Origin of the sequence: Gemmobacter sp. (assembly GCF_016792925.1) — a bacterium.
Lineage (GTDB): Bacteria > Pseudomonadota > Alphaproteobacteria > Rhodobacterales > Rhodobacteraceae > Gemmobacter.
Genome location: NZ_JAEULU010000263.1, coordinates 15,744 through 40,376, shown reverse-complemented (window position 1 = coordinate 40,376; position 24,633 = coordinate 15,744). Strand labels below are relative to the sequence as shown.

The 24,633-nt window shown below is 65.5% G+C and carries 27 protein-coding genes; 17 read left to right on the top strand and 10 right to left on the bottom strand.

From position 1 onward, the window contains the following. The coding region (locus tag JNN06_RS12520) for a GTP-binding protein (RefSeq protein ID WP_277822126.1) at window positions 1–141 on the bottom strand (141 nt) is incomplete at its 3' end. Window positions 142–277: 136 nt separating this feature from the next. Between JNN06_RS12520 and JNN06_RS12515 the strand changes: the two genes are divergently transcribed. Then, entirely contained in the window at window positions 278–1,651 is a 1,374-nt protein-coding gene (locus JNN06_RS12515; RefSeq protein ID WP_291239924.1) for a cytochrome P450, read from the top strand. Here the strand turns inward: JNN06_RS12515 and JNN06_RS12510 are convergent, their stop codons facing one another. Together JNN06_RS12510 and greA are read right to left on the bottom strand one after the other, a co-directional pair. Beyond that, entirely contained in the window at window positions 1,652–2,659 is a 1,008-nt protein-coding gene (locus JNN06_RS12510; protein WP_291239923.1) for a hypothetical protein, read from the bottom strand. It abuts the gene before it with no gap. 18 nt (window positions 2,660–2,677) lie between these two features. After that, a complete protein-coding gene (gene greA / locus JNN06_RS12505) occupies window positions 2,678–3,148 on the bottom strand; it encodes a transcription elongation factor GreA (protein ID WP_291239922.1) in 471 nt (156 codons plus the stop codon). 287 nt (window positions 3,149–3,435) lie between these two features. On the opposite strand from greA, the gene JNN06_RS12500 reads away from it, so the two are divergent. From JNN06_RS12500 to JNN06_RS12490, 3 genes are all read left to right on the top strand, one after another. After that, entirely contained in the window at window positions 3,436–5,079 is a 1,644-nt protein-coding gene (locus tag JNN06_RS12500; RefSeq protein WP_291239921.1) for an electron transfer flavoprotein-ubiquinone oxidoreductase, read from the top strand. 106 nt (window positions 5,080–5,185) lie between these two features. Beyond that, window positions 5,186–6,907, top strand: a complete 1,722-nt coding sequence (locus JNN06_RS12495; RefSeq protein WP_291239920.1) for a tetratricopeptide repeat protein — start codon at window positions 5,186–5,188, stop codon at window positions 6,905–6,907. Beyond that, window positions 6,900–7,790 carry a 4-(cytidine 5'-diphospho)-2-C-methyl-D-erythritol kinase gene (locus JNN06_RS12490; RefSeq protein ID WP_291239928.1) on the top strand — a complete coding sequence of 297 codons (891 nt, stop codon included), beginning with the start codon at window positions 6,900–6,902 and terminating at the stop codon, window positions 7,788–7,790. Before JNN06_RS12495 ends, JNN06_RS12490 begins: the two co-directional genes overlap by 8 nt. Here the strand turns inward: JNN06_RS12490 and JNN06_RS12485 are convergent. Further along, entirely contained in the window at window positions 7,766–8,767 is a 1,002-nt protein-coding gene (locus JNN06_RS12485; RefSeq protein ID WP_291239919.1) for a polyprenyl synthetase family protein, read from the bottom strand. The two genes, JNN06_RS12490 and JNN06_RS12485, sit on opposite strands and share 25 nt — an antisense overlap. A gap of 56 nt (window positions 8,768–8,823) precedes the next feature. On the opposite strand from JNN06_RS12485, the gene JNN06_RS12480 reads away from it, so the two are divergent. From JNN06_RS12480 to JNN06_RS12470, 3 genes are all read left to right on the top strand, one after another. Then, window positions 8,824–9,045, top strand: a complete 222-nt coding sequence (locus JNN06_RS12480) for a DUF2007 domain-containing protein (RefSeq protein ID WP_291239918.1) — start codon at window positions 8,824–8,826, stop codon at window positions 9,043–9,045. Further along, window positions 9,045–9,803: a methyltransferase gene (locus JNN06_RS12475; RefSeq protein ID WP_291239917.1), complete on the top strand. Its 759-nt coding sequence runs from the start codon at window positions 9,045–9,047 to the stop codon at window positions 9,801–9,803. The genes JNN06_RS12480 and JNN06_RS12475 overlap by 1 nt, the downstream gene beginning before the upstream one ends. 99 nt (window positions 9,804–9,902) lie before the next feature. Beyond that, on the top strand, window positions 9,903–10,070 hold the full coding sequence (locus JNN06_RS12470) for a DUF465 domain-containing protein (RefSeq protein WP_291239916.1): 168 nt from the start codon (window positions 9,903–9,905) through the stop codon (window positions 10,068–10,070). Between the two features lie 7 nt (window positions 10,071–10,077). On the opposite strand, the gene JNN06_RS12465 is transcribed toward JNN06_RS12470, so the two are convergent. The 4 genes from JNN06_RS12465 to JNN06_RS12450 form a co-directional block, all read right to left on the bottom strand. Further along, entirely contained in the window at window positions 10,078–10,944 is an 867-nt protein-coding gene (locus tag JNN06_RS12465; protein WP_291239915.1) for an EamA family transporter, read from the bottom strand. Between the two features lie 97 nt (window positions 10,945–11,041). After that, window positions 11,042–11,767 carry an acetoacetyl-CoA reductase gene (gene phbB / locus JNN06_RS12460; protein ID WP_291239914.1) on the bottom strand — a complete coding sequence of 242 codons (726 nt, stop codon included), beginning with the start codon at window positions 11,765–11,767 and terminating at the stop codon, window positions 11,042–11,044. 115 nt (window positions 11,768–11,882) lie between these two features. Continuing rightward, a complete protein-coding gene (locus tag JNN06_RS12455) occupies window positions 11,883–13,058 on the bottom strand; it encodes an acetyl-CoA C-acetyltransferase (protein ID WP_291239913.1) in 1,176 nt (391 codons plus the stop codon). A gap of 148 nt (window positions 13,059–13,206) precedes the next feature. After that, on the bottom strand, window positions 13,207–14,037 hold the full coding sequence (locus tag JNN06_RS12450) for an EAL domain-containing protein (protein WP_291239912.1): 831 nt from the start codon (window positions 14,035–14,037) through the stop codon (window positions 13,207–13,209). A gap of 102 nt (window positions 14,038–14,139) precedes the next feature. On the opposite strand from JNN06_RS12450, the gene JNN06_RS12445 reads away from it, so the two are divergent. Beyond that, a complete protein-coding gene (locus JNN06_RS12445; RefSeq protein ID WP_291239911.1) occupies window positions 14,140–14,709 on the top strand; it encodes a DNA-3-methyladenine glycosylase I in 570 nt (189 codons plus the stop codon). A gap of 32 nt (window positions 14,710–14,741) precedes the next feature. On the opposite strand, the gene JNN06_RS12440 is transcribed toward JNN06_RS12445, so the two are convergent. Beyond that, window positions 14,742–15,290: a TlpA disulfide reductase family protein gene (locus JNN06_RS12440; RefSeq protein ID WP_291239910.1), complete on the bottom strand. Its 549-nt coding sequence runs from the start codon at window positions 15,288–15,290 to the stop codon at window positions 14,742–14,744. Window positions 15,291–15,317: 27 nt separating this feature from the next. Here JNN06_RS12440 and argH point away from each other — a divergent pair, with 27 nt between their 5' ends. From argH to JNN06_RS12410, 6 genes are all read left to right on the top strand, one after another. Further along, on the top strand, window positions 15,318–16,724 hold the full coding sequence (argH, locus tag JNN06_RS12435; RefSeq protein WP_291239909.1) for an argininosuccinate lyase: 1,407 nt from the start codon (window positions 15,318–15,320) through the stop codon (window positions 16,722–16,724). Between the two features lie 48 nt (window positions 16,725–16,772). Beyond that, complete coding sequence (locus JNN06_RS12430; protein ID WP_291239908.1) at window positions 16,773–16,904, top strand: hypothetical protein; 132 nt, start codon at window positions 16,773–16,775, stop codon at window positions 16,902–16,904. Further along, the gene (locus tag JNN06_RS12425) at window positions 16,901–17,119 is read left to right on the top strand and encodes a hypothetical protein (protein ID WP_291239907.1); all 219 of its coding nucleotides are present in this window, start codon (window positions 16,901–16,903) and stop codon (window positions 17,117–17,119) included. The genes JNN06_RS12430 and JNN06_RS12425 overlap by 4 nt, the downstream gene beginning before the upstream one ends. Beyond that, window positions 17,120–17,437, top strand: a complete 318-nt coding sequence (locus tag JNN06_RS12420) for a DUF2834 domain-containing protein (RefSeq protein ID WP_291239906.1) — start codon at window positions 17,120–17,122, stop codon at window positions 17,435–17,437. A gap of 80 nt (window positions 17,438–17,517) precedes the next feature. Next, window positions 17,518–18,783: a diaminopimelate decarboxylase gene (lysA, locus tag JNN06_RS12415; protein WP_291239905.1), complete on the top strand. Its 1,266-nt coding sequence runs from the start codon at window positions 17,518–17,520 to the stop codon at window positions 18,781–18,783. Between the two features lie 27 nt (window positions 18,784–18,810). Beyond that, the gene (locus JNN06_RS12410; protein ID WP_291239904.1) at window positions 18,811–21,309 is read left to right on the top strand and encodes a DUF4175 family protein; all 2,499 of its coding nucleotides are present in this window, start codon (window positions 18,811–18,813) and stop codon (window positions 21,307–21,309) included. 24 nt (window positions 21,310–21,333) lie between these two features. Here the strand turns inward: JNN06_RS12410 and JNN06_RS12405 are convergent, their stop codons facing one another. After that, window positions 21,334–22,125 carry a zinc-ribbon domain-containing protein gene (locus JNN06_RS12405; RefSeq protein WP_291239903.1) on the bottom strand — a complete coding sequence of 264 codons (792 nt, stop codon included), beginning with the start codon at window positions 22,123–22,125 and terminating at the stop codon, window positions 21,334–21,336. A 199-nt stretch (window positions 22,126–22,324) separates the two neighbouring features. Here JNN06_RS12405 and JNN06_RS12400 point away from each other — a divergent pair, with 199 nt between their 5' ends. From JNN06_RS12400 to JNN06_RS12390, 3 genes are read left to right on the top strand one after another with little or no spacing between them, the layout of a single operon-like run. After that, window positions 22,325–22,996: an ATP-binding cassette domain-containing protein gene (locus tag JNN06_RS12400; protein WP_291239927.1), complete on the top strand. Its 672-nt coding sequence runs from the start codon at window positions 22,325–22,327 to the stop codon at window positions 22,994–22,996. Continuing rightward, entirely contained in the window at window positions 22,996–23,895 is a 900-nt protein-coding gene (locus tag JNN06_RS12395; RefSeq protein WP_291239902.1) for a cell division protein FtsX, read from the top strand. Before JNN06_RS12400 ends, JNN06_RS12395 begins: the two co-directional genes overlap by 1 nt. Continuing rightward, window positions 23,895–24,620: a lysophospholipid acyltransferase family protein gene (locus JNN06_RS12390; protein ID WP_291239901.1), complete on the top strand. Its 726-nt coding sequence runs from the start codon at window positions 23,895–23,897 to the stop codon at window positions 24,618–24,620. The genes JNN06_RS12395 and JNN06_RS12390 overlap by 1 nt, the downstream gene beginning before the upstream one ends. The last annotated feature ends 13 nt before the right edge of the window (window positions 24,621–24,633 follow it).

Below are 24,633 nucleotides of genomic sequence, written 5' to 3'. Positions count from 1 at the left end.
GCCGTCGATCTGGTCATAGGCGCGGAATTCACCAAAATACTTGGTGATCGCCGCGGTCAGCGTGGTTTTACCATGGTCAACGTGGCCGATCGTGCCGATGTTGACGTGCGGTTTGTTCCGTTCAAACTTTGCCTTTGCCATAACGGCCCTCGTGGATTGGGGGGCGCCATGTCGCGCCCGTGATCTGCACCGGGCGCGACTTAGCCATGAAACCGGGGAAAATCAACCCCACTTGGCAATCGGGCGCACCGCACTACCTTGGGGAAGGAGGGATATCATGGCCGATACCGTCAAGGAGAGAGCAGAGGCGACCCGCCTTCCCGTGCGGGTGCCGCTGCACCGCGAGCCGCTGGGGGTGCTGGGCACGCTGCTGGCCGGGCGGCGCAATGTGCTGGAGCTGATTCCCGAGGCGGCGACGCGCCTGCCGATCCTGTCCGGGCGCACCGGGCGGCGCTGGCATATGGTGGTAGAGCCGGAGGCGATCCGCCAGATCTTGCGGGACCGTGTGCAGGATTACCCGAAATCGCTGGTCACCAAGCTGATCCTTGAGCCCGCCATCGGCGACAGCCTGTTCGTGGCCGAGGGGGCGCATTGGATGTGGCAGCGGCGGGCGGCGGCGCCGGTCTTTTCGCATCGCCATGTGGCGGCGCTGGGGCCAGTGATGACGGCGGCGGCCGAGCGCGCGGCAGGGCGGCTGGCGGCGGCCTCTGGCCCGGTCGACCTGTTCGAGGCCATGGTGGCCGCAACATTCGAGGTGATCTCGGATGTCACACTGGGCGGGGACGGACCGGCCTTTGACCGCGCGGCGGTGCATCAGGCCATCGAGGAGTATATTGCGGGCAGCGCGAGAATTTCGCTTCTGGATGTGCTGGGCCTGCCCCGCTGGGTGCCGCGCCCGGGCCGGATCATGGGGGCGACCCGGATCACCCAGATGAAGCGGATGGCCGATGCCGCGATCCAGGCCCGGCGCGCTGCGGGCGCGCGCGCAGTGCCGGACCTGCTCGACCTCTTGATGGCCGGGGCCGACCCGGAGACCGGGCGCCAGATGTCCACGGCAGAGCTGCGCGACAATCTGCTGACCTTCATCGTGGCGGGGCATGAAACCACGGCGCTGACGCTGGCATGGGCGCTGTATCTGTGCGGCTTTGACCCCGAGGCACAGGCCCGCGCAAGGGCCGAGGCGCAGGCCGTGCTGCAAGGGCGCGCGGCGACGGCGGCGGATGTGCCCGCCCTGCCCTATACCCGCGCCCTGATCGAGGAAACCTTGCGGCTTTATCCCCCGGCCGCCTTCCTGTCGCGCACCGCGCAGGCTCCTGACAGGCTGTGCGGGCACGAGGTCCGCCCCGGCGATACCGTGATCCTGCCGATCTATGCGCTGCATCGCCATCACGCGCTATGGGAGGCGCCCGACAGTTTCCGCCCGGAGCGTTTTCTGGGCGCGCGCCCCGAGCGCTTTACATGGCTGCCCTTCGGGGACGGGCCGCGCATCTGCATCGGCGCGAATTTTGCGGTGCAGGAGGCGGTCATCATCCTGGCCAGCCTGCTGGCGCGCTTTCGCTTCGATTCCATCCCGGGCCGCAACCCGCGCCCGGTGATGATCCTGACCCTGCGCCCGGAAGGCGGGGTCTGGCTGAAGGTTTCGCCCGTCTGATCAGTCGAAAACGCCCGCCACCCGGCCAAACAGCATGAAGGCCCGCGCGGTGCGGCTGTCGGCCAGCGCGATCAGCTCGGCATCGCTGGCATTCTTTTCAAACTCGGCAAAGGTCTTGTCGAAGGTGCGCAGGAAATGATGGGCCGCATCGCGGAACACCGGGTCCTCGCGCATGCGCCCGGCGGTCAGCGCCAGCGACGAGCGATCCCGGATGCCGCCCAGCCCCGAAACCGCCCCCCCGCGCGCACCTTCGGCAAAGGCGCGCCAGACTTCGGGGCGGGCGCGTTCGGGCTTGAGGTCATCCATATAGATGCCCTCCTGCGCCAGCAGGGTCAGCACATCCTGCGCCGCGCGGATCAGCTTGGCGACCTTGCGATCCTCCAGCGCCATGCGCAGGGCGCGAAAGCCCTCCTTGTCCTCGGGGCTTTCGGGGAATTGCAGCGCGCGGATGAAATCGGCCACCGACAGCGGCGGGCGCAGATCCTCGGCCGGGGTGCCAAGCGCCAGCGCGGGCTGATCGTCGCCGCCCTCGCGCCCCTGCATCACCAGCGCGGCCTTGCGATCCGCCGAGGCCTGCGTCAGCGTCACATCGCGGCGCGAGGTGAAGGTGGCCAGCGCGGTCTCGGTCGAACGGGTGGCGCGCTCGATCTCATCCAGCTTTTTCTCGACCGAGGGCTGCACCTGCGCCTGGACCCAGGTCGCACGCATGCTCTCCACGGTGGATTGCAGGCGCGAGGCTTCGGCCCGCAGCTCTTGCACCGACCGCAGCGTGGTCACCGCCACCCAGATCACCGCGATGGGCAAAAACACCATCATCAGGGTCATCACCAGGCCAAGCGTGCCCACGCCCTCGGGCGCGACCAGGATATAGGCGGCCACGGCCACCAGCCAGATCACGCTGAGGACAGAAGCCACCATCTCGGTGCGCGACATGCCGCGCGCGGCCTCCGCCTCGACCGGCGGGTTGGCCTGCGGGGTCACGATCTTTCCGGGCTGAGATTCGGCCATGGCGCCACCTCTCTCGGGTCAGGAATAGCGGATGCTCAGCACTTCATAGCTGCGCTGGCCTCCGGGCGTGTTCACCTCGACCGAGTCGCCCTCATCCTTGCCGATCAGGGCGCGCGCCAGCGGCGAGCGGATGTTGAGCAGACCGCGCTCCAGATCGGCCTCGACCTCGCCGACGATCTGATAGGTCTTTTCCTCGTCAGTGTCCTCGTCCACCAGCGTGACGGTGGCGCCGAACTTGATCGCACCCGACAGTTTGGCGGTGTCGATCACCTCGGCCAGCGAGAGGATGCCCTCCAGCTCCTTGATGCGGCCCTCGATGAAACTCTGCTTTTCGCGGGCCGAATGATATTCGGCATTCTCCGACAGGTCGCCCAGCTCGCGCGCCTCGGCAATGGCCTGGATGATGGCGGGGCGCTCCACCGATTTCAGGCGCTTCAGCTCTTCGTCCAGCATCTGATTGCCGGCGCGGGTCATCGGGATCTTTTCCATCACTCTCTCACGAAAAAAGCAAAGCCACGGCCCGGTGAGGCCATGACTTTCGTGACTCTTTCCCGCACTTGGCCCGAGAGGCAGGGCAAATGCAAGAGGGCGCCGGGCTTGTGCGGGCGGAAACCGGCATGTTGCGGCTTCAAAGCGTCACGGGTCGGGCAAGAATATTTCACCAAGGCCCTGATATGGCGCTTTGATCTTGCGTCACGATTGACGTTCGGCTTCCGTTGCGGCACAGAAACGCGGCATCAAGCAGTGCGGCGCGCGCAGCCAGAGAGGGGAACGGGATGAGCGGGATCGAACGCGAAAGCATGGAATATGACGTCGTCATCGTGGGCGGCGGTCCTGCCGGTCTTTCGGCGGCGATCCGGCTGAAACAGCTTGACCCCGATCTGAACGTGGTGCTGCTGGAAAAAGGCTCCGAGGTCGGCGCGCATATCCTGTCGGGCGCGGTGCTGGACACGTCTGGCCTTGACGCGCTGCTGCCCGACTGGCGCGGCATGGATGCGCCGATCAAGACTGAGGTGAAAGAGGACAATTTCTATGTCCTCGGGCCCGCAGGCCAGATGCGCATTCCCAATTTCCCGATGCCGCCCCTGATGAACAACCATGGCAATTACATCGTCTCGATGGCGAATGTCTGCCGCTGGATGGCGGGCGTGGCCGAGGGCCTGGGCGTCGAGATCTTCCCCGGCATGTCCTGCTCGCAACTGGTGTATGAGGGCGACCGGGTGGTCGGCGTCGTGGCGGGCGAATTCGGTCTGGGCGAGGATGGTCAGCCCGGCCCGAATTATGAGCCGGGGATGGAGCTGCGCGGCAAATATGTCTTCCTCGCCGAGGGCGTGCGCGGCAGCCTGTCGAAAGAAGTCATTGCGAAATATGATCTTTCCGCCGGGAAATGCCCGCAGAAATTCGGCATCGGCATGAAGGAAATCTGGGAGATCGACCCGGCCAAGCATCGGCTTGGCACGGTCACGCACACGATGGGCTGGCCTTTGGGCAGCAATGCCGGCGGTGGCTCGTTCATTTACCACCTGGAAGGGAATCAGGTCTATGTTGGCTTCGTGGTTCACCTGAACTACGAAAACCCGCATCTTTATCCCTATATGGAGTTCCAGCGCTTCAAGCATCACCCCATGGTGGCAGAGCTTCTGGCAGGCGGCAAACGCGTGGCCTATGGCGCAAGGGCGATCAGCGAGGGCGGCTGGCAGTCCATGCCCAAGATGGTCGCGCCGGGCGTGGCGCTGCTGGGCTGTTCGGTCGGCATGGTGAACGTGCCCCGCATCAAGGGCAATCACAACGCCATGCTCTCGGGCAAGGCGGCGGCCGAGGCGGCGTTCGACGCGATCCAGGCAGGCCGCGAGGGCGACGAGCTTGCCACCTATGAGGCCGATGTGCGCGGTGGCGCCATTGGCAAAGACCTCAAGAAGGTCCGCAACGTGAAACCGCTGTGGTCGAAATTCGGCCTTGTCGCCTCGCTGATGGGCGGCGGCGCCGATATGTGGCTGAACACCATCGGCCTGACGCTGTTTGGCACCCTGAAACACGGCAAGAATGACGCGCAGGCCACCGGCAAGGCCAAGGATTTCAAGAAGATCGACTATCCGAAGCCCGATGGAAAACTGTCTTTCGACCGGCTGACCAATGTGGCCTTCAGCTTTACCAACCATGACGAGGCGCAGCCCGCGCATCTGAAGCTGAAAGATCCGTCGATCCCGATCCTGGTGAACCTGCCGGAATATGACGAACCGGCGCAGCGCTATTGCCCGGCCGGGGTCTATGAGGTGCTGGGCGAAGGCAAAGATGCCAGTTTCCGCATCAACTTCCAGAACTGCGTGCATTGCAAAACCTGCGACATCAAGGACCCCAGCCAGAACATCGTCTGGACCACGCCGCAGGGTGGCGACGGGCCCAACTACCCGAACATGTGATAAATTCTGCGCGACATCGCGCCGAAGCGGGGCGTCCGAAGGGGCGCCCCGCATTGCGTTGCGCCGGGGGCGGCCTTAGGGTGCAAGACCAGTCCCGGAGGAACCGATGCCCCGCAGCCGCCCTGCCCTTGCCCTTGGCCTCATACTTGCCCTTGCCCCGCTGACGGCGGGCGCCGAAACCGCCAGCGCGCCGATGAATGCCGGTGCCTATCTCGCGGCGCGCAGCGCGGCTTCGCAGGGCGATTATCCGGCAGCAACCTATTGGTTTGCCCAGGCGCTCAAGGCCGATCCCGGCAATGTGGCGATGCTGGAAGGCGCCACGATCAGCGCGATGGGGATGGGCGATTTCACCGCCGCCGCCACCTATGCGCGCAAGCTGGCAGAGAAGGGCGACAAGGGGCAAGTGGGCACCCTCGCCCTGGTGACCGAGGCAACCAAACGCGGCGATTACGCGGCGCTTCAGAAACTGCAAGCCGCAGGCCGCACGGGGGGCGCGCTGTTCGACGTGCTGACCGCAGCCTGGGCCACCGCAGGCACCGGCGAAATGACCGACGCCATCGCCGCCTTTGAAAAGATTGCGAAAAACCCGGAACAGGGCCTGTTCGGCGCCTATCACCAGGCGCTTGCCCTTGCCAGCGTCGGCGATTTTGAGGGCGCCGACCGGGTTCTGGCCTCGGATGCCGGGCTTGAGGCCCGGGCGCTGCGCCGCTCGGTTCTGGCCCATGTCGAAATCCTCAGCCAGCTGGAGCGCAATGACGAGGCCATCGCCCTGCTGGACGAAGCCTTTGTGCCGGGCCAGGACCCGACCGCCGTGGGCCTGCGCGAGCGGCTGTCCAATGGCGAAACGCTGCCCTGGACCCTCGTGCAGACGCCGGAACAGGGCATGGCCGAGGTGTTCTATACCCTCGCCACCGCGCTGCGCGGCGAGGAAGGCGGCAGTGGCTATTCGCTGCTGCTCAGCCGCGCCACCGCCTATCTCCGCCCCGATCACGCCGAGGCGCTGCTGACCGCCGCCACCCTGTTGAATGGCGACGGCCAGCCAACCCTCGCCGCCGAGACCTATGCGCAGGTGCCCACCACCGCGCCCGAGCATTACCTGGCCGAGATCGGCCGCGCCGAAACGCTGGTGGCCGCAGGCAAGCCCGATGCCGCGCTGGAGGTGATGCAATCGCTGGCGCGCGCCTATCCCAAACTGCGCAGCGTGCATGCCACCTATGGCGACATGCTGCGCCGCGAGGAGAAATTTGAAGACGCATCAAAGGCTTATGATGCCGCCATTGCGCTGATCCCCAAGCCCGAGGCCGATGACTGGCGCCTGTTCTTCAGCCGGGGCATCTGTCACGAAAGGCAAAAGCGCTGGTCGCAGGCCGAGGCCGACATGCGCAAGGCGCTGGAGCTGAGCCCCGATCAGGCGCAGGTGCTGAACTATCTCGGTTACAGCTTTCTGGAGCTGAACAAGAATCTCGACGAGGCGCTGAAGCTGATCGAACGCGCGGTGGAGGTGCAGCCCGACAGCGGCGCGATCACCGACAGCCTGGCCTGGGCCTATTTCCGCATGGGCCGGTATCAGGACGCGGTGGAGCCGATGGAGCGGGCCTCGATGATGGAGCCGGTGGACCCGGTGGTGACCGATCATCTGGGCGATGTCTACTGGGCCGTGGGCCGCAAGCTGGAGGCGCAGTTCCAATGGCGCCGCGCCCTGTCTTACGACCCCGAGGAGAAAGACGCCGCCCGCATCCGCCGCAAGCTGGAGGTCGGGCTGGACAAGGTTTTGGCCGAAGAGGGCGCCGCCCCGCTGGAAACCCGGAATGCTGCAAACGATAACTGAATTCGCGCATGCGAAGATCAATCTGTGCCTGCATGTGACCGGGCAGCGGGCCGATGGCTATCATCTGCTGGATTCGCTGGTGGTTTTTGCCGGAATTGGCGATGGGCTGCGGGCGACGCCCGGCGCAGAGCTTAGCCTCACCCTCGATGGCCCCTTCGCTGGCGGGGTGCCCGCGGGGGCGGATAATCTGGTGCTGCGAGCGGCCCGGCTTGTGGCCGATCAAGGCGTGGCGCTGCATTTGACCAAGCGCCTGCCGCCTGCCAGTGGCATCGGCGGCGGCTCGGCCGATGCGGCGGCGGCCATCCGCGCTGTGCTGCGCTTGCAGGCCATGGCCGGGCGGCTGGCACCGATGACACCCGATGTGGCGCAGCAGATCGCGGCCTTGGGGGCGGATGTGCCGGTCTGCCTCGCCTCGCACCCGGCGCGGATGCGCGGCATCGGCGAGCAGCTGGATTGGCTGCCCCCCCTGCCCGAGCTGCATGTGGTCCTGGCCAACCCACGGGTAGAGGTGCCGACGCCGGCGATGTTCAAGGCCTTGATCCAGAAGGATAATCCGTCGCTGCCCGAGGCCCTGCCGCACTGGGACAGTGCGCCCGCCCTGGCCGATTGGCTCCGCTCGACCCGCAATGACCTGCAAGCCCCGGCCATGGCCGCACAGCCGGTGATTGGCGCGGTGCTTGCCGCGCTGGAGGCACTGCCCGAGGCGCTGTTTGCGCGCATGTCCGGCTCTGGCGCGACCTGTTTCGCGCTGTTTGCCAAGGAGGATCAGGCGCAAGACGCCGCCGAGGCGTTGCGTGCCGCGCATCCTGAGTGGTGGGTGGCGGCCGGGCTGGTCTATCCCGGCCGGGCCGATATGGCTCAGTTGATCCGCGAAACCACGTAATCGGCGATATCCGACAGCATCCCCCGGATCGGGTGATCGGGCAGCGTGGCGATAGCCTCGCGCGCCCGCGCGGCCCAGGCATTGGCATCGGCCCGCGCGGCCTCCATCGCGCCATGCCGCGCCATGATCGCCATGGCTTGCTCCAGATCGCCCTCGACCTGCTGGCCCTTGGCGATGGTGCGCGTCCAGAAGGCGCGCTCCTCCGGGGTGGCCCGCGCCACGGCCTTGATGACCGGCAGGGTCAGCTTGCGCTCGCGGAAATCATCGCCGACATTTTTACCGATCGCGGCAGAGGTGCCGCCATAATCCAGCAAATCGTCGGCAATCTGGAAGGCAATGCCAAGCGCGTCGCCATAGGTGAACAGCGCCTGCACCTGCGCCGGATCGGCGCCCGCAATGACGCCGCCCACCTCGGTGGCCGCCGAGAACAGCGCCGCCGTCTTGCCGCGCACCACTTGCAGATAGATCGCCTCGGTGGTCGCCAGATCCTGCGCCGCCGTCAGTTGCAGTACCTCGCCCTCGGCAATGGTGGCCGAGGCATTGGAGAGGATCTCCATCACCCGCATCGAGCCGGTTTCGGTCATCAGCTGAAAGCTGCGGGCAAAGAGATAATCGCCGACCAGAACCGAAGATTTGTTGTCCCACAACAGGTTGGCTGTGGGGCGCCCCCGGCGCTGCGCGCTTTCATCCACCACATCATCATGCAGAAGCGTGGCGGTGTGGATGAACTCCACCGTGGCCGCAAGATGGATGTGATAGGGGCCCGCATAGCCGCAAAGCCGCGCCGCCGCCAGCGTCAGCAGCGGGCGCAGACGCTTGCCCCCGGCCTCGACCAGATGCGCCGTCACCTGCGGAATGCGCGGCGCATGTTCCGAGGCCATGCGGTCGCGGATCATCAGATTGACCGCTTCCATATCGGCAGCGAGCCAGCCCATCAGACGCTCATGCGGTTTTTGCGCCACCTCGTCCAAGCCCATCTGCCCCTCGCTTGACCCACTCGACATCCCCGGGGAATGCCGACATTTCTAGTCGAATGAAAGAGATTCTCCGCAGCACAGACCCGACGGTCCTCGCCTTTGCCACGGCTCTTCTTGAGGGCGAGGGTATAACGGTGTTTCGGCTGGACGTCCACATGAGCATCCTCGAAGGCGGGATCGGATTGTGGCCGCAAAGGCTCATGGTGGCAGATCGGGATGCGTTTCTGGCCGGGGTCGTGCTGCGCGACAATCAGATTGCAACGGGATTGCCGGGCTGATGTTTACCGAAGATCAACTTTCGGATGACAAATTCCTGAATGGGCGGTTGCGCTTGTGGCAACCGCTGCGCGGCTACCGCGCCGCGACGGACCCGGTTCTTCTGGCGGCGGCTTGCCCGGCTGCGGCGGGGGACAGCGTGCTGGATCTGGGCTGTGGCGCCGGAGCGGCGGCGCTTTGCCTGGCGGCACGGGTGCCGGATTTGAAACTGGCCGGGCTGGAGCTTCAGCCCGGCTATGCAGAGCTTGCGCGGCGCAATGCGGCGCGCAACGGGGTTGAAATGGAGGTTGCCGAAGGCGACCTGCGCGCCATGCCGGTGGCATTGCGGCGCGATTTCGATCATGTGATCTGCAATCCGCCCTATTACCCGGCGGGCGGCACGCCCTCGCCCGTCGCGGCGCGCGCCGTGGCGATGCAGGTGGAGGCGGTGCCTTTGGCCGACTGGATCGCCGCCGCCGGGCGACGGCTGCGCCCCGGCGGCTGGCTGACCATGATCACCGGCGCCGACGCGCTGCCCCTGCTGCTGGGCGGTTTGGGCAAGCTAGGCTCGGCCTCGGTCCTGCCGCTGGCGCCCCGGATCGGACGCCCGGCCAAGCGGGTGATTCTGCGCGCCCGCAAATCTGGCAAGGCCCCATTCCGCCTTCTGGCGCCCTTCGTGATCCATCACGGCCCCGCGCATGACGGGGATCGCGAAAGCTACACGCCAAAGGCGAGCGATATTTTGCGCGATGGCGCCCCGTTTTCGGCACAGTTTAGCTGAATGCCATCGAATTGCCGCAACGCGGCGGTGACATTTTGATGACAGACGACAAAATCCGTGCTGCAATCCCCCTTGTCGAACACATCACAGGAGGTTTGCATGACTGTCGCTTCGCATATCGTCGAACTGAAAAGGAAGCACGAACACCTGTCGGACATGGTTGAAAAGGCGCAGCGCGCGCCGGGCAGCAGCGATCTGGAAATCGCCGCGCTGAAAAAACAGAAGATGAAGCTCAAGGAGGAGATCGAGCGGCTGATGCACGCCTGATCCGGGCTCAGGCCTGACCGCGTTTCGCGCTGGCCCGGGCGGCCAGCGCAGCCCCTCCGGCGATCAAGACCGCCGCGACAAGCAGGACCAGCGATGGGGGCGCGATCCCCGCCAACACCAGCGCCAGCGTGGAGAGGAGCGGCGCAGCATAGGAGGCGACACCCAAAAGCTGGATGTCGCCTTTTTTCATGCCGATATCCCAGGTGAAGAAAGCCAGCCCAACGGGACCAAGGCCAAGCGCAAGCGTCGCCCCCCAGGCCCGCGCGTCCTGCGGCCAAAGCGTTTGCTCCAGAGCCACATGCGCCAGGGCCGACAGGACTGCCGTCGCCAGACAATAGACGGTCACCGCCACGGTCGGAACCTGACCCATGAAGCGCGAGGCCACCGAATAGGCCGCCCATGTGACGGCACAGCCAAAAGCCAGCGTCAGGCCAAGAGCGTTGCTCTCGCCGCCCTCGCGCGCCAGCACATTCCATGCGGCGCCGGAAAAAGCGATCAACGCACCCAGAATATGCCCCAGGCTCAATCGCTCGCCGGGCAAGAAGCCCGACAGCAGCACGATGAACAGCGGCCAAAGATAGGCAATCAGGCCCGTCTCGGCAGAGGGCGCCAACCGGAACGCTGTAAAATACAGAAAATGATAGCCAAAAAGCCCAAGAGTGCCGAACAGATAGACCTTGAGTGGCACCCTGCGCAGTAGGGCGCCCTGCCCGGTTGTCCAGGTCCAGACCAGACCGATGCCACCGCCGATGGCAAAGCAGATCGCATTCAGCAGGAAGGGCGGCACCGGCGCCGAGCCGATGGTCAGAAGGGCCAAGAGTGCCCAAAGCAGGATGGCGGAGAAACCGGTCAGGGTTGCGCGGGCGCGGGTCATCAAGCCTCCTGTTTCGCGGCAATCTGCCGGTGCGGCGCCGTCGCCGCAAGCAAAAAGGCCCGCAAAAAGCGGGCCTTCGCATTCGGGGTGGTCCTGGTCAGACGAAGAACTGACCGCCATTGGCGCTGATGGTGGAGCCGGTGATGAACCCTGCATCGTCGGATGCGAGGAACACGACGCAGCGCGCAATCTCCTCGGGTTCGCCCAGGCGACCCACCGGAATTTGCGGAATGATGCGCTCGTTCAGCACTTTTTCATCAATTGCCTTCACCATCTCGGTGCCAATATAGCCGGGGCAGATCGCATTCACGGTGATGCCGGCGCGTGCGCCTTCCTGGGCCAGCGCCTTGGTAAAGCCGAGGTCACCCGATTTCGCGGCGGAATAGTTGGCCTGCCCTGCCTGACCCTTCTGCCCGTTGATCGAGGAAATATTGATGATCCGGCCAAATTTGCGGTCGCGCATGCCGGACCACAGCGGGTGCGACATGTTGAACAGCCCGGTCAGGTTGGTGTCGATCACCTCTTTCCACTGCGCCGGGGTCATCTTGTGGAACATGGCATCGCGGGTGATGCCCGCATTGTTCACCAGCACGGCAACGGGCCCCAGATCGGCTTCGACCTTGGCAATCCCGGCGGCGCAGGCGTCATAATCCGCGACGGACCATTTATAGGTCGGGATGCCGGTTTCCTTGGTGAAGGCGGCAGCGGCATCGTCATTCCCGGCATAGTTGGCCGCAACGGAATAGCCCGCATTTTTCAGCGCGATCGAGATCGCCGCGCCAATACCGCGCGAGCCCCCGGTGACCAAAGCAACTTTCGACATGATTCCTCCTCGAGAAAGTCCAGTGTTGAAATCTAGCTATCTAACAAAAGAATGGGGCGCAAGAATATTGCGCCCCTCATTTTGCTTTTGCAGCAATCTTGCGTCAAATCAGGAATCAGGCGCGTTCAAGGCACATGGCGACGCCCATCCCGCCACCGATGCAGAGCGTGGCGAGACCTTTCTTGGCGCCGGCCCGGCCCATTTCGAACAGCAGCGTGTTCAGGATGCGGCAGCCGCTGGCACCAATGGGGTGACCAATGGCAATGGCGCCCCCGTTCACGTTCACCTTGGCAGGATCCCAACCCATATCCTTGTTCACCGCGCAGGCCTGCGCTGCAAAGGCCTCATTCGCTTCGATCAGGTCCAGATCGGCCACCGACCAGCCAGCTTTTTGCAGCGCCTTGCGGCTGGCATGGATCGGACCGACGCCCATGATGGAGGGATCGAGACCGGCAGTGGCATAGGAGGCGATGCGTGCCAGCGGGGTCAGGCCCCGGCGCGCCGCCTCGGCCTCGGTCATCAGCACGACAGCCGCCGCGCCGTCATTGATGCCGGAGGCGTTGCCCGCAGTGACCGAACCCTCTTTGGCGAAAGCCGGTTTCAGCTTGGCCATGCTGTCCAGCGTCGCGCCATGGCGAATGTATTCATCGGCATCGACCACGGTGTCACCCTTGCGGGTCTTCACGGTGAAGGGGATGATCTCGTCCTTGAACTTGCCGGCCTTCTGTGCGGCCTCGGCCTTGTTCTGGCTGGCCAGGGCGAATTCATCCTGCATATCGCGGCTGATCTGCCATTGATTGGCGACGTTTTCGGCCGTCTGCCCCATATGATAACCGTTGAACGCGTCCCACAGGCCATCCTTGATCATCGAGTCGATGAACTTCATATCGCCCATTTTCTGACCCGCGCGCAGATGTGCGACATGGGGGGACAGCGACATGTTTTCCTGCCCGCCGGCGACGACGATCTCGGCATCGCCCAGCTGGACATGCTGCGCACCAAGCGCAACCGCGCGCAGGCCCGAACCACAGACCTGGTTGAGCGACCAGGCCGAAGCCTCTTTGGCAAGACCGGCGAGGATATGCGCCTGACGGGCCGGATTCTGGCCCTGCCCCGCCGTCAGCACCTGGCCCAGGATGGTTTCCGAGATTTCCGCCTTGTCGATCCCGGCCCGCGCAACCACGGCCTCGATCACCGCAGCGCCAAGTTCATGCGCCGGGATATTGGCGAAGGAGCCGTTGAAACTGCCGACAGCAGTGCGCCCGGCGGATACGATAACGACATTGGTCATGGCTGGTCCTCTCCCTTGGCCGATGCGGCGCAGTCAACTGCCGCTTTGCAGCATGGGTAGGCTGTTACCGGATGCCACGCAAGATAATTGCGCAAAACACCCATCCTGCTTTGCGCATATCCGCCATGCGGGCATCGGGATACCGCGTTCAGGCCCGTTTGCTGGTCTCTTGCGGCAGGAAGGCCGGGCGCAGGCTGGGGGCGCCGAACAGATAGCCTTGCAGACAATCCATCCCGATGGATTGCAGGAATGCCGCCTCTTCGGCCGTCTCGACCGATTCCGCGACGGCGAACATCTCGAACTGGCGCGCAATCGACAGCAGCGCGCGGGTCAGCACCTGATTGTCCGGGTCACGGTGGATGTTGCGGATGAACTGGCCGTCGATCTTGATGATGTCGAAAAAGAAATCCTTGAAATAGCGGAAAGCGGTGAACCCTGCCCCGAAATCGTCCAGCGCGAAAGCAATGCCTTCGCGTTGCAGATCATCCATGAAGGCGGTGACGATCTCCGGCACCAGCATGGCCGAGCTTTCGGTGATCTCAAGAATAAGCCGCTCGCCTATCGTCGGCGAAACTTGCAGGCCCTTTTTCAGCGTGCGCATCCAGCGCGGATAGCCGATGGAGCGCGCCGACATGTTCACCGAAATCCGCACATCCGTATGCCGCGCCAGCGTCTGAAGCCCAAGCTCCAGCGCGGCGCAGTCGATCATCCGGCCCAGCTCCTGGGTTTCGACCGCGCCCATGAAATCCTTGGCGGGGATGACGCGGCCCTTGTCATCCAGCACCCGCACCAGCGCCTCCCAAAAGGCGGTACGGCTTGGGTCTGCCGCCAGCACGACCGGCTGGAAAGCCAGCCTGACGCGGCCCTTTTGCAAGGCATCCTGCACCATCAGCATCGTCTGCTTGTCCTGTTCGGACACCACGAACGCCAAAGGATTCGCATCCGCGCCCCCAAAGCTGCCCCTGCGATCGACTGCCATGCTGCCCCCATCGGACTTCCAATCCTCGACAGCTTTGCCGCGCAGAGGTAAAGACAGAGTGAAGGTTCGCATTTAGTTCCAATTTTAATGAAGGAAACCGTCATGACCGAACGCTGCGGCTGGTGTGGCACGGACCCGCTCTATGTGGCCTATCACGATGACGAATGGGGCGTGCCGGAGCGTGACAGCCGCCGCCTGTTTGAAATGGTGCTGCTGGAAGGGTTTCAGGCCGGGCTGAGCTGGATCACCATCCTGCGCAAGCGCAAGAATTTTCGGGTGGCCTTTCAGGGCTTCGACCCGGAGATCCTGGCGCAATGGGGCGAGGCCGAGGTCACCCGCTTGCTGGCGGACCCGGGCATCGTGCGGCATCGCGGCAAGATCGAGGGCGCCATCGCTGCGGCGCGCGCCTATCAGCGGATCGAGGCGCGCGAAGGGTTTTCGGCGTTTCTCTGGGGGTTCGTGGGGGGCAAACCGATGCAGACCGGGCTGGCCTCGCTGGCGGAGGCCCGCGCCCACAGCCCCGAATCGCAGGCCATGTCAAAGGCCCTGAAAGCCGAGGGATTCAAGTTCTGCGGCCCGACCATCACCTATGCCTTCATGCAGGCGGCGGGCATGGTGAATGACCATCTGGTCACCTGCCCCTGGCACGCGAAAACCGCCGCTTTGGCATAGGGCTACGATTTTTCTGCGAAAAATCGCAGTTCTCACTGCATCAGGGCGTCGATCACGGCATGGGCTTCGGGTGCGTTCCAGTCGGCATCGCCGATCAGGCGCGCGACCTCCTGCCCCTCGGGGTTCAGCAAGACAGTGACCGGCAGGCCCGCGACGCCCATGCTGCGGGCCAGCTCCATTTGCGGATCGCGCAGCGCGGTCAGGTGCTGCACGCCCACTTCGGCGAAGAAATCGGTAATGCCCTGTACTGCATTGCGCCCTGTCGCCACGGTGACCACCTCGAACTGCGCCCCGCCCTTGGCGGCCTGAAGCGCGCCGAGCGACGGCATCTCGGTCCGGCAGGGCGGGCACCATGTCGCCCAGAAATTCACCAGCACCCATTTGCCGCGAAACTCGGCCAGGCTGCGCGGCGCCTCATCCATCCCCAGCAGCCCGATCTCGGGCAAGGCCTGCGGCTCGGAAAAGCTGAGTTTCTGCATGTCGCCCGCGCGCAGCGCATCGGCGGCGGCAATATCCGCCGCAGCCGGGTTTGCACCGAACAGCAAGGCCGTATAAAGAACGGCGGCACGAATTGGCAGCATTTCCCCTCCGCAAAGACAGGCCCGAAAATGAGCGCAGACGACAAGACCCAGACCGCCGCGAACAGCATGTGGGGCGGGCGTTTCGCCAGCGGGCCGGATGCCATCATGCAGGCGATCAACGCCTCCATCGGCTTCGACCAGCGGCTTTACGCGCAGGATATTGCCGGCTCTCGCGCCCATGCCGCGATGTTGGCGGCACAGGGCATCCTGACCAGTAGCGATGCCGAGGCCATTCGGGAAGGGCTTCTCACGGTCTTGTCAGAGATCGAGGCCGGAAAGTTTGCATTCCGTGTCGAGCAGGAAGACATCCACATGGCCGTGGAGGGCCGCCTGACCGAGATCATCGGCGAGGCGGGCAAGCGGCTGCATACGGGCCGGTCGCGCAATGATCAGGTCGCGGTGGATTTCCGGCTGTGGGTGCGCGCCCAGTGTGATGCGGCGATTGAGGGGATCACGGCGCTGATGCGGGCTTTCGTCGCGCAGGCCGAGGCCGGGGCCGAGTGGATCATGCCGGGCTTCACCCATCTGCAAACCGCTCAGCCCGTCACCTGGGGCCATCACATGATGGCCTATGTGGAGATGCTGGCGCGCGACCGCTCGCGCTTTGAGGATGCGCGGCGCCGGATGAATGAATGCCCCTTGGGGGCGGCCGCGCTGGCGGGCACCGGCTTTCCCATCGACCGGCACATGACGGCGGCCGAGCTGGGCTTTGACCGCCCGACCGCCAACAGCCTCGATTCCGTCAGCGACCGCGATTTCGCGCTGGAGTTCCTGTCGGCCTCCAGCATCTGCGCCATGCACCTGTCGCGCTTTGCCGAGGAACTGGTGATCTGGTCCTCGGCCCAGTTCCGGTTTGTGCGCCTGAGCGACAAATGGACGACCGGCTCCTCCATCATGCCGCAGAAGAAAAACCCCGATGCGGCAGAGCTGCTGCGGGCCAAGCTGGGGCGGATCATGGGCGCGATGGTCGCACTGTTCACCGTGATGAAGGGCCTGCCGCTGACCTATTCCAAGGATATGCAGGAAGATAAGGAACAGGTCTTTGACGCGGCCGACACGCTGATGCTGGGCCTTGCCGCAATGACCGGCATGGTGAGCGACATGCAGGCGCAGGTGGAAACGCTGCGCGCCGCCGCCGCCAGCGGCTTCAGCACCGCAACCGATCTGGCCGATTGGCTGGTGCGCGAGCTGGGCCTGCCCTTCCGTGAGGCACATCACGTGACCGGCACGCTGGTCGCCATGGCCGAGAAAAAGGGCTGCGATCTGCCCGACCTCACGATGGCTGAAATGAATGCGGTGCATCCGGGCATAAACCAAAGTGTATATTCGGTGCTGGGGGTGGCAAATTCGGTAAACTCCCGGCAGTCTTATGGCGGAACTTCGCCGGTGCAGGTGCAGGCGCAGATCGCCCGCTGGAAAGCCGCGTTGGCCTGAGGCAGCCTTGGACCGGGCACAAGATGTCCGGCCTTTTCAGGAGCTTTCATGCGTATCCTTCTGTCTCTTTCGGTTCTGGCCTTGCTGGCGGCGTGCGGCGCCAATGGCGCGCCGCAGCCGCCTGAACCCGGCGTCAAGATCTCTGGCGATGCCCGGATCGGCGTTGTGGGCACGCTGTGAGAGCCTGGGCCGCCTTGATCCTGCCGGGCTTTGGCGCCCTGCTGGGCCTTGCGGCCTGCGCGGCCGACCCACGTATGGGAATTCATGTCGATGCGACGGGGCAAGTGCATCCGTCGGTCGCCACCACCCTGGGCGGGGTGCGGATCGGGGCCAATGGAACGGGCGGGCATGTCGGCACCTCGGTCGGGCCGATTGATCTGGGGTTGGGGTTCTGAATGTCGGTTCTGCGCAGCATCTATCTGGCACTGGCGGTCTGGGGTGCGGTGCATCCGATGGTCTGGTTTGTCATCCATATGCGCGACACCGGCACCGGGCTTTCGGGGGTGGTGGACGCTTGGTATGTGAATGCCGCGACCACCGGCCTCACCTGGGATCTGGTGATCTCGGCCTTTGCACTGACGCTTTGGGTGCTGGCCGAAACCTGGGTGCGCAAGAACTGGCTGGCCTTGCTGGCGATCCCGGCCACCTTCTGCATCGGGGTCAGCTGCGGCCTGCCGCTGTATCTGTTCCTGCGCAGCGCCCCGGTGCGCTGATGGCTGCCCGATTGCAGGCCGTCCGGGTTCTGCTATAGCGGGGAAATCTGGCGGCAAGCCGGGGTTTTCAGGAGGCGCGCATGGACCATTTCCTTTATCGCAACGGCCATCTTCATGCGGAAGGCGTCGCGCTGTCCGACATCGCGGCGAACGTCGGCACACCCTTCTACTGCTATTCCGCCGCCACGCTGACCCGGCATTACCAGCTGTTCAAGGAAGCGCTGGCGCCGATGGACAATCTGGTCTGTTTCGCCATCAAATCACTGTCCAATGTGGCGGTTCTGAAACTGCTGGGTGATCTGGGCGCGGGCATGGATGTGGTCTCCATGGGGGAATATCTGCGCGCCAAGGCGGCGGGGGTGCCGGGCGAGCGCATCGTGTTTTCGGGCGTCGGCAAAACCCGCGAGGAGATGCGCGTGGCGCTGGAGGGCGGCATCCGCCAGTTCAACGTGGAAAGCGAGCCGGAGATGCGGGCGCTGTCCGAAGTGGCGGTGTCGCTGGGGGTCAAGGCCCCCATCGCGGTGCGCGTGAACCCCGATGTGGATGCCAAAACCCACGAAAAGATCGCCACCGGCAAATCGGAAAACAAGTTCGGCATCCCCATCGCCCGCGCCCGCGAGGTCTATGCCGAGGCCGCCCGCCTGCCGGGGCTGGAGGTGGTGGGGATCGACGTGCATATCGGCAGCCAATTGGTTGATCTTGAACCTTTTGAGCAGGCTTTTCAAAAGGTTGCCGATCTGACGCTGGCGCTGCGCGCCGATGGGCATACCATCCGGCGGCTGGATCTGGGCGGGGGTCTGGGCATCCCCTATACCCGCTCGAACGAGGCGCCGCCCCTGCCGCTGGATTACGGCGCCATGGTGAAGCGCACCTTGGGGCATCTGGGCTGCGAGATCGAGATCGAGCCGGGACGGCTGATCTCCGGCAATTCGGGGGTGCTGGTCTCCAGCGTGATCTATGTGAAAAACGGCGAGGGACGCGACTTCCTGATCCTCGATGCGGCGATGAACGATCTGGTAAGACCTTCGATGTACGGTGCCCATCATGACATCGTTGCCGTGGCCGAACCCGCCCCCGGCGCGCCAACGGTGCCTTTCGACGTGGTGGGGCCGGTCTGCGAAACCGGCGATACCTTTGCCAAGGCGCGCGATCTTCCGCTGCTGGCGGAGGGCGATCTGGTGGCTTTCCGCTCGGCGGGGGCTTACGGCGCGGTCATGGCCAATGAATACAACACGCGCCCCCTTGTGCCGGAGGTGCTTGTGAAGGACGATCACTTCGCCGTCATTCGCGAACGGCCCAGCTATGACGAGATTCTGAAGCGCGATAAACTGCCGGAATGGCTCTGAGAAACGGGCGGAGGCCCAACAGCGACAATGACCCGACCTGAGGCGCCCGAAGTGATGCGGCACATCCGTTGGCCCCTGCGGCTGACCTGGGCGGGGCTTTGGGCGGAACGGCTGTCGCGCGCCTTCTGGCCGCTCTGGACTGTGCTGCTGCTGGCGTTGTCTGCCCTGGCCTTTGGTGCGCAGGATGTGCTGCCGCTGGAGGCCGCATGGGCCGGGCTGGTGGCGATTGCCCTGGGTAGCCTTGCGGCCCTGGTCTTCGGGTTTCGCCGGTTCCGCCGCCCCCGCCGGGCCGAGGCTTTGGCGCGGCTCGATGCGTCGCTGCCCGGGCAACCGCTCAGCGCGCTGTCCGATGATCTGGCGATCGGAGGCAGCGATCCGGCGGCGCTTGCGGTCTGGCAGGCGCATCGTGCCCGCATGGCGGCCCGCGCGGCCACGGCGCGCCCCGTGCGCCCGGCGCTTGATCTTGCCCCGCGCGACCCGTTTGGCCTGCGCTTTCTGGCGCTGACCGCGCTTGTGATGGCGCTGATGTTCGGCTCGCTCTGGCGGGTCGCCTCGGTCACAGGCCTTGGCGCCAATCCGGCCGAGGCGATGATGAATGGCCCCAGCTGGGAGGCCTGGGCGCAGCCGCCGCTGCACACCGGCAAACCCGCGCTGTATCTGAACGACCAGCCCGCCGGCACGCTGGAACTGCCGCGCGGCACCCGGGTGCAGGTGCGCCTTTATGGCGAGGTCGGCGCCCTGACGCTGAGCGAGACGGTCTCTGCCGCCACCACCCCGCCCCCGGCTTCGGATCTGGCGCAGAATTTCGAGGTGCTGCAAGACGGCGCCCTTGCCATCAACGGCACCGGCGGGCGCGAATGGCAGGTGGTGGCGCTGAAGGATCGCGCCCCCACGATCACCAGCGACGGCAAGATCACGCGCGAGCGGGACGGCAAGATGAAGCTGCCCTTCGCCGCCGAGGATGATTTTGCCATTGCGGGCGGGACCGCCACCGTGACCCTTGACATGGCCGCGCTGGACCGCCGCTATGGCCTTGAAATCGAACCCGAATCCCGCCCGGCGCTGGTGCTGGACCTGCCGCTGCCAATCAGCGGCAACCGCGCGAAATTCGAGGATGCGCTGATCGAGGATGTGTCGCAGCACGCCTATGCCAATCTGCCGGTGCAGGTGCGGCTGGAGGTGAAGGACGCGCAGGGCCAGACCGGCGCCGCCGCGCCGCTTTCGCTCATCCTGCCCGGCAAGCGCTTTTTCGATCCGCTGGCGGCGGCCATCATCGAATTGCGGCGCGATCTGCTGTGGAACCGCGCCAATGCCCCACGCTCGGCGCAGATTTTCAAGGCGATCACCCACCTGCCGGACGATCTCACGCGCGATGAAAAGACCTTTGCGCGGCTGAAAACTGCCATCGCCCGGCTGGACAAGGCGAAAGGCACGCTGACGCCGGAAGCGCGGGATGATCTGGCCAAAGAGCTGTGGGAGATCGCGCTGCTGGTGGAGGAAGGCGATCTGGCTTCGGCCCGCGAGAGGCTGGACCGCGCGCAGGAGCGCCTGAACGAGGCCATCCGCAATGGCGCCGACCCGGCTGAAATTCAGGCGCTGATGGACGAGCTGCGCGCCGCGACCGACGATTACATGCGCCTTCTGGCGCAAGAGATGGAGCGCAACCCCGACGGGGCCGAGGCCGATGCCGGCGAGCAGATGGAGGTCACGGGCGATCAGATCCAGGAAATGATGGACGAGATCCAGCGCCTGATGGAAGAAGGCAAGATGGCCGAGGCCGCGCAGGCCATGGCGATGCTGCAACAGCTGCTGCAAAACCTGCAAATGACCGAGGGCGGTGGCGGCTCGGGCGGGCCGCAAATGCCCGGCATGAAAGGCTTGCAGGAAACCCTGCGCGACCAGCAAGGCCTGTCGGACGAGGCCTTCCGCAACCTGCAAAAGGGCGCCCCCTCCGAAGCCCCAAACGAAGGCGAGGGCGGCGGTCAGCAACAGGACGGGCAGGCGCAAAACGGGCAGGAGGAGGGCGCGCAAAGCCTTGCGGACCGTCAGCAACAGCTGCGCGACCGGCTGGACGGGCTGAACCAGGGCCCCCTGCCCGGCGCAGGCACGGAGCGTGGCAGCGAAGGGCGCGAGGCGCTGGATGAGGCCGAGCGCCGCATGCAGGAGGCGGAACGGGCGCTGCGCGAGGGCGACCTGTCCGGCGCGCTGGATCGTCAGGCCGAGGCGATGGATGCGATGCGCGATGGCATGCGGGCCTTGGGCGAAGCTCAGGCCGAGGCGGACCGGCAGGAGGCCGAAGGCGAAGGCGGCGAACGGCTGGCCGAGCGTGAGACCGCACGCGATCCGCTGGGCCGCGAGCCGGGCGACAATGGCCGCCGCATCGGATCGGATCGCAACCTGTTGCAAGGGCAGGATGTGGAGCGCCGCGCACAGGATCTGCTGAATGAAATCCGCCGCCGCGCGGGCGAACAGAACCGCAGCGACAGCGAACGCGACTATCTCAAGCGCCTGCTGGATCTATTCTGACCAAAAGCCCGGTCGGGCGCCGGATCAGGCCTGCAACCAGGCGGTTGCCTGTTGCATCAGCCGGTCCAGCCCCAGCCGAAGGGCGTCGATACTGGCGACATAGCCGTCCATGACCCCGGCCAGCGCGGGCACTGCCGCGCCGATGCGGGGCGCGAACATGTAAAGCACCACGACCAAAAGCGCGGCCAGCACCATCACCCCGAAGCCGAGGCGGAAGCTGCGACGGCTGCCGCGCGGATCGGCCGCCCCTGCCCTGCCCTCCTCCACCGCCAGACCGCCACTCTCGGGGCGCAGGGTGGAGTTGATCTCTTCGATGTCGGGCAGCAGGTCGCGCCCCTTGGTGGGCTTGACCAGCGGCTCGGGCTGGCCCGGGTTGTCGGCCTCCATGCCCTTGAGCTGGGCGACCCGCCGGGCCGCAGCCCCCGCGGCGGCGGGCTCCAGCCCCAGATCGCCTTGCACTTCCAGCCGGTTTTCGTCGCGCGACCGGGCCTGAACCTCGCGCTCGGCCTCCTCGCGCAACAGCGCGAGGGCGTCCTCATCCAGATTGCGGGTGCTGCTGATCGTGGCCGCGACCGGCGGCGCGACGACCGGCTCCACCGGGTCTTCGACCTCCAGCGCGACCTCGGGGGGGGGCGGGGTCACCGGCTCGGCGGCCTCGAACAATTCGGCTTCCGCAGCCTGGGCGGCCAGCGCGGCGGGCGAAAGCTGATACCAGGCATGGCCGCAGCTTGAACATTGGACATCACGCCCCTCTTCGGGGATCGCATCCTCGGCGACCTCATATTGCGCATCGCAATTGGGGCAAATCAGGCGCATTCATACCGCTCCCGCCGCTTAACGGCTTGTGTCTTTAACCTTTTTAGCAACGATATGTTTCCGATCCAAGCCTGTGATCAGCAGGAACAGCACATTCGCCACGGCCATTGCGTTGAATTTGCAACCCCTCCACGGGATTGTGCGGCGCCCTTTGCCGGTTTATGGCAATCAGGTGCGGCAGGGACGCAAGGGGCAGGCGGTGATTTCATTCGAGAATGTGGCCTATAACTATGGCGGCGGCGAGCTGCTGTCAGAGATTTCGCTACGGCTGGCCCCCGGTTCGTTTCACTTTCTCACCGGCCCTTCGGGCGCGGGCAAATCGACCTTCCTGAAACTGTGCTATGCCGAATTGCTGCCCACGGCGGGGCATGTGACGATCTTTGACCGCGAGGTCCGCAGCCTGAGCCGCGACGAGGTGGCCCATACCCGCCGGCGGGTGGGCGTCGTGCATCAGAACTGTCAGTTTCTGGATCACTTGCCGCTGGCCTCGAATGTCACGCTGCCGCTGACGGTGTCGAACCGCGAGGTGAGCGGGCAGGATCTGGGCGATCTGCTGTCCTGGGTCGGGTTGCGGCATCTGGCGGATGCGCTGCCCCCGTCGCTGTCGGGCGGCGAGCGGCAGCGGGCGGCGCTGGCGCGGGCGGTGATCGTCGACCCGGAGGTGATCCTGGCGGATGAGCCGACCGGCAACTTGGATTGGGAAATGTCGCTGCGGCTGCTGACCTTGCTGGTCGAGCTGAACCGGATGGGCAAGACCATCGTGATTGCCACCCATGACATGAACCTGATCCGGCAGGCCAAGGCGCAGGTCGCGGCGCGGGTGCTGCGCATCCGCAACCGGCGCGTGCAACTGGCAGGGGCGGATCTGTGATGGTGAAGGCGCTGATCTCTCGTTTCTTGCGCGCGGACCGGCAGGCGGATCGCGTGGTGCCGCCTTCGGGGCATACTGCCTGGCTGACCTCGTTCACTGCGGGGGCCATGACCTTTCTGACCGTCTTTGCCCTTGCGCTGTCGCTGGCGGCGGGGCGGATGGCGGATCGCTGGTCGGATGCGCTGGCGCGGACGGCCACGGTCCGCATTTCGGCCCCGCCCGAGCAACTGGACCTGCAAACCCGCGTCGTTCTGGATGTGCTGACCACCACGCCCGGCGTGGAAAGCGCGCGCGCGCTGACTGATGAGGAGCAGCGCAAGCTGCTGGAGCCGTGGTTCGGCCCGGATCTGCCGGTGGAGGCGCTGCCGATCCCGCGCCTGATCGAGCTGACCGAGGCGAGCGAGCCCTATGACGCCGAAGGGCTGCGGCAGCGCCTGTCGGCCGAGGCCCCCGGCGCGGTGCTGGATGATCACACGCGCTGGCGCCGCCCGCTGGCCTCGGCGGCGGGGCGGCTGCGGCTGCTGGGCCTTGTGTCGATCGCGCTGATCGGCGGGGCCATGGCGGCGATGATCACTCTGGCGGCCAATGCCGCGCTGGCGGCCAATGCGCAGGTGATCGAGGTGCTGCGGCTGGTTGGGGCCCGGGATTCCTATATTGCGCGGGCCTTCGTGCGGCGCTTCACGCTGCGGGCCTTTGGCGGTGCGCAGGTGGGGGCGCTGGCCGGGATGATCGGCATTGCGCTGCTGCCATCTGCCGATGCGGCGGGCGGCTTTCTGACCGGGCTGGGCTTCACCGGCTTTGGCTGGCTGCTGCCGCTGTGCCTGCCGCCGCTGGCCGCCACCGTGGCATTTCTGGCCACCCGCCGCGCGGCGCTGGCCAAATTGCGGGAGCTGACCTGATGCGCCGTTTTCTGCCTTTGCAATGGCTGCTGTCGCTGGTGTTCATCGTGCAGATGTATGTGGCGATGCTGGTGATCGGCGTGGTGCTGCTGATCCCGGCGCTGATCGACCGCCGCTATGCCCATACCGCCTGCCGCAGTTTTTGCGTCTGGGTCCGGCTGACGCTGCGGGTGCTGTGCGGGTTGCAAACCGAGGTGCGTGGCCCGGTGCCGCAAGGCGAATGCCTGATCGGCGCCAAACATCAGAGCTTTCTCGACATCATCCTGATTTTCGGCGCCGTGCCGCGTGGAAAATTCATCATGAAGAAAGAGCTGGTCTGGGCGCCGGTGCTGGGCTGGTATGCGCTGCGCATCGGCTGCGTGCCGGTGGATCGCGGCAAACGCGGCGCGGCCATCACCCGGATGAAGGCCGAGGTCGCCTCGGGGGCGAGCCTGCCCGGCCAATTGATCATCTATCCGCAGGGCACCCGTGTCGCGCCGGGGGTGAAGGCGCCCTACAAGGCCGGAACGGCGGCGCTTTACCAGCAACTCGGGCAGGATTGCATTCCGGTGGCGGCCAATGTCGGCCTGTTCTGGCCCAAGCGCGGCATCTTGCGCCGCCCCGGCACGGCGGTGGTGGAGTTTCTGCCCGCCATACCGCCGGGTCTGGACACCACGGATTTCATGCAGCGGCTGGAAGCGGCGGTTGAAGGCGCCTCGGACCGGCTGATGGCCGAGGCCGGATAAGGAAAAGGGCGGG

What these genes read in the sequence shown, in the direction of transcription:
- lysA (WP_291239905.1), top strand. Translation starts at nt 17,518, where the DNA reads ATGGACCATTTCCTTTATCGCAACGGCCATCTTCATGCGGAAGGCGTC.
- JNN06_RS12515 (WP_291239924.1), top strand. Translation starts at nt 278, where the DNA reads ATGGCCGATACCGTCAAGGAGAGAGCAGAGGCGACCCGCCTTCCCGTG.
- JNN06_RS12465 (WP_291239915.1), bottom strand. Translation starts at nt 10,944, where the DNA reads ATGACCCGCGCCCGCGCAACCCTGACCGGTTTCTCCGCCATCCTGCTT.
- JNN06_RS12395 (WP_291239902.1), top strand. Translation starts at nt 22,996, where the DNA reads ATGGTGAAGGCGCTGATCTCTCGTTTCTTGCGCGCGGACCGGCAGGCG.
- JNN06_RS12510 (WP_291239923.1), bottom strand. Translation starts at nt 2,659, where the DNA reads ATGGCCGAATCTCAGCCCGGAAAGATCGTGACCCCGCAGGCCAACCCG.
- JNN06_RS12390 (WP_291239901.1), top strand. Translation starts at nt 23,895, where the DNA reads ATGCGCCGTTTTCTGCCTTTGCAATGGCTGCTGTCGCTGGTGTTCATC.
- JNN06_RS12475 (WP_291239917.1), top strand. Translation starts at nt 9,045, where the DNA reads ATGTTTACCGAAGATCAACTTTCGGATGACAAATTCCTGAATGGGCGG.
- JNN06_RS12495 (WP_291239920.1), top strand. Translation starts at nt 5,186, where the DNA reads ATGCCCCGCAGCCGCCCTGCCCTTGCCCTTGGCCTCATACTTGCCCTT.
- argH (WP_291239909.1), top strand. Translation starts at nt 15,318, where the DNA reads ATGAGCGCAGACGACAAGACCCAGACCGCCGCGAACAGCATGTGGGGC.
- JNN06_RS12430 (WP_291239908.1), top strand. Translation starts at nt 16,773, where the DNA reads ATGCGTATCCTTCTGTCTCTTTCGGTTCTGGCCTTGCTGGCGGCGTGC.
- JNN06_RS12440 (WP_291239910.1), bottom strand. Translation starts at nt 15,290, where the DNA reads ATGCTGCCAATTCGTGCCGCCGTTCTTTATACGGCCTTGCTGTTCGGT.
- phbB (WP_291239914.1), bottom strand. Translation starts at nt 11,767, where the DNA reads ATGTCGAAAGTTGCTTTGGTCACCGGGGGCTCGCGCGGTATTGGCGCG.
- JNN06_RS12470 (WP_291239916.1), top strand. Translation starts at nt 9,903, where the DNA reads ATGACTGTCGCTTCGCATATCGTCGAACTGAAAAGGAAGCACGAACAC.
- JNN06_RS12480 (WP_291239918.1), top strand. Translation starts at nt 8,824, where the DNA reads ATGAAAGAGATTCTCCGCAGCACAGACCCGACGGTCCTCGCCTTTGCC.
- JNN06_RS12450 (WP_291239912.1), bottom strand. Translation starts at nt 14,037, where the DNA reads ATGGCAGTCGATCGCAGGGGCAGCTTTGGGGGCGCGGATGCGAATCCT.
- JNN06_RS12410 (WP_291239904.1), top strand. Translation starts at nt 18,811, where the DNA reads ATGACCCGACCTGAGGCGCCCGAAGTGATGCGGCACATCCGTTGGCCC.
- JNN06_RS12445 (WP_291239911.1), top strand. Translation starts at nt 14,140, where the DNA reads ATGACCGAACGCTGCGGCTGGTGTGGCACGGACCCGCTCTATGTGGCC.
- JNN06_RS12420 (WP_291239906.1), top strand. Translation starts at nt 17,120, where the DNA reads ATGTCGGTTCTGCGCAGCATCTATCTGGCACTGGCGGTCTGGGGTGCG.
- greA (WP_291239922.1), bottom strand. Translation starts at nt 3,148, where the DNA reads ATGGAAAAGATCCCGATGACCCGCGCCGGCAATCAGATGCTGGACGAA.
- JNN06_RS12455 (WP_291239913.1), bottom strand. Translation starts at nt 13,058, where the DNA reads ATGACCAATGTCGTTATCGTATCCGCCGGGCGCACTGCTGTCGGCAGT.
- JNN06_RS12405 (WP_291239903.1), bottom strand. Translation starts at nt 22,125, where the DNA reads ATGCGCCTGATTTGCCCCAATTGCGATGCGCAATATGAGGTCGCCGAG.
- JNN06_RS12485 (WP_291239919.1), bottom strand. Translation starts at nt 8,767, where the DNA reads ATGGGCTTGGACGAGGTGGCGCAAAAACCGCATGAGCGTCTGATGGGC.
- JNN06_RS12500 (WP_291239921.1), top strand. Translation starts at nt 3,436, where the DNA reads ATGAGCGGGATCGAACGCGAAAGCATGGAATATGACGTCGTCATCGTG.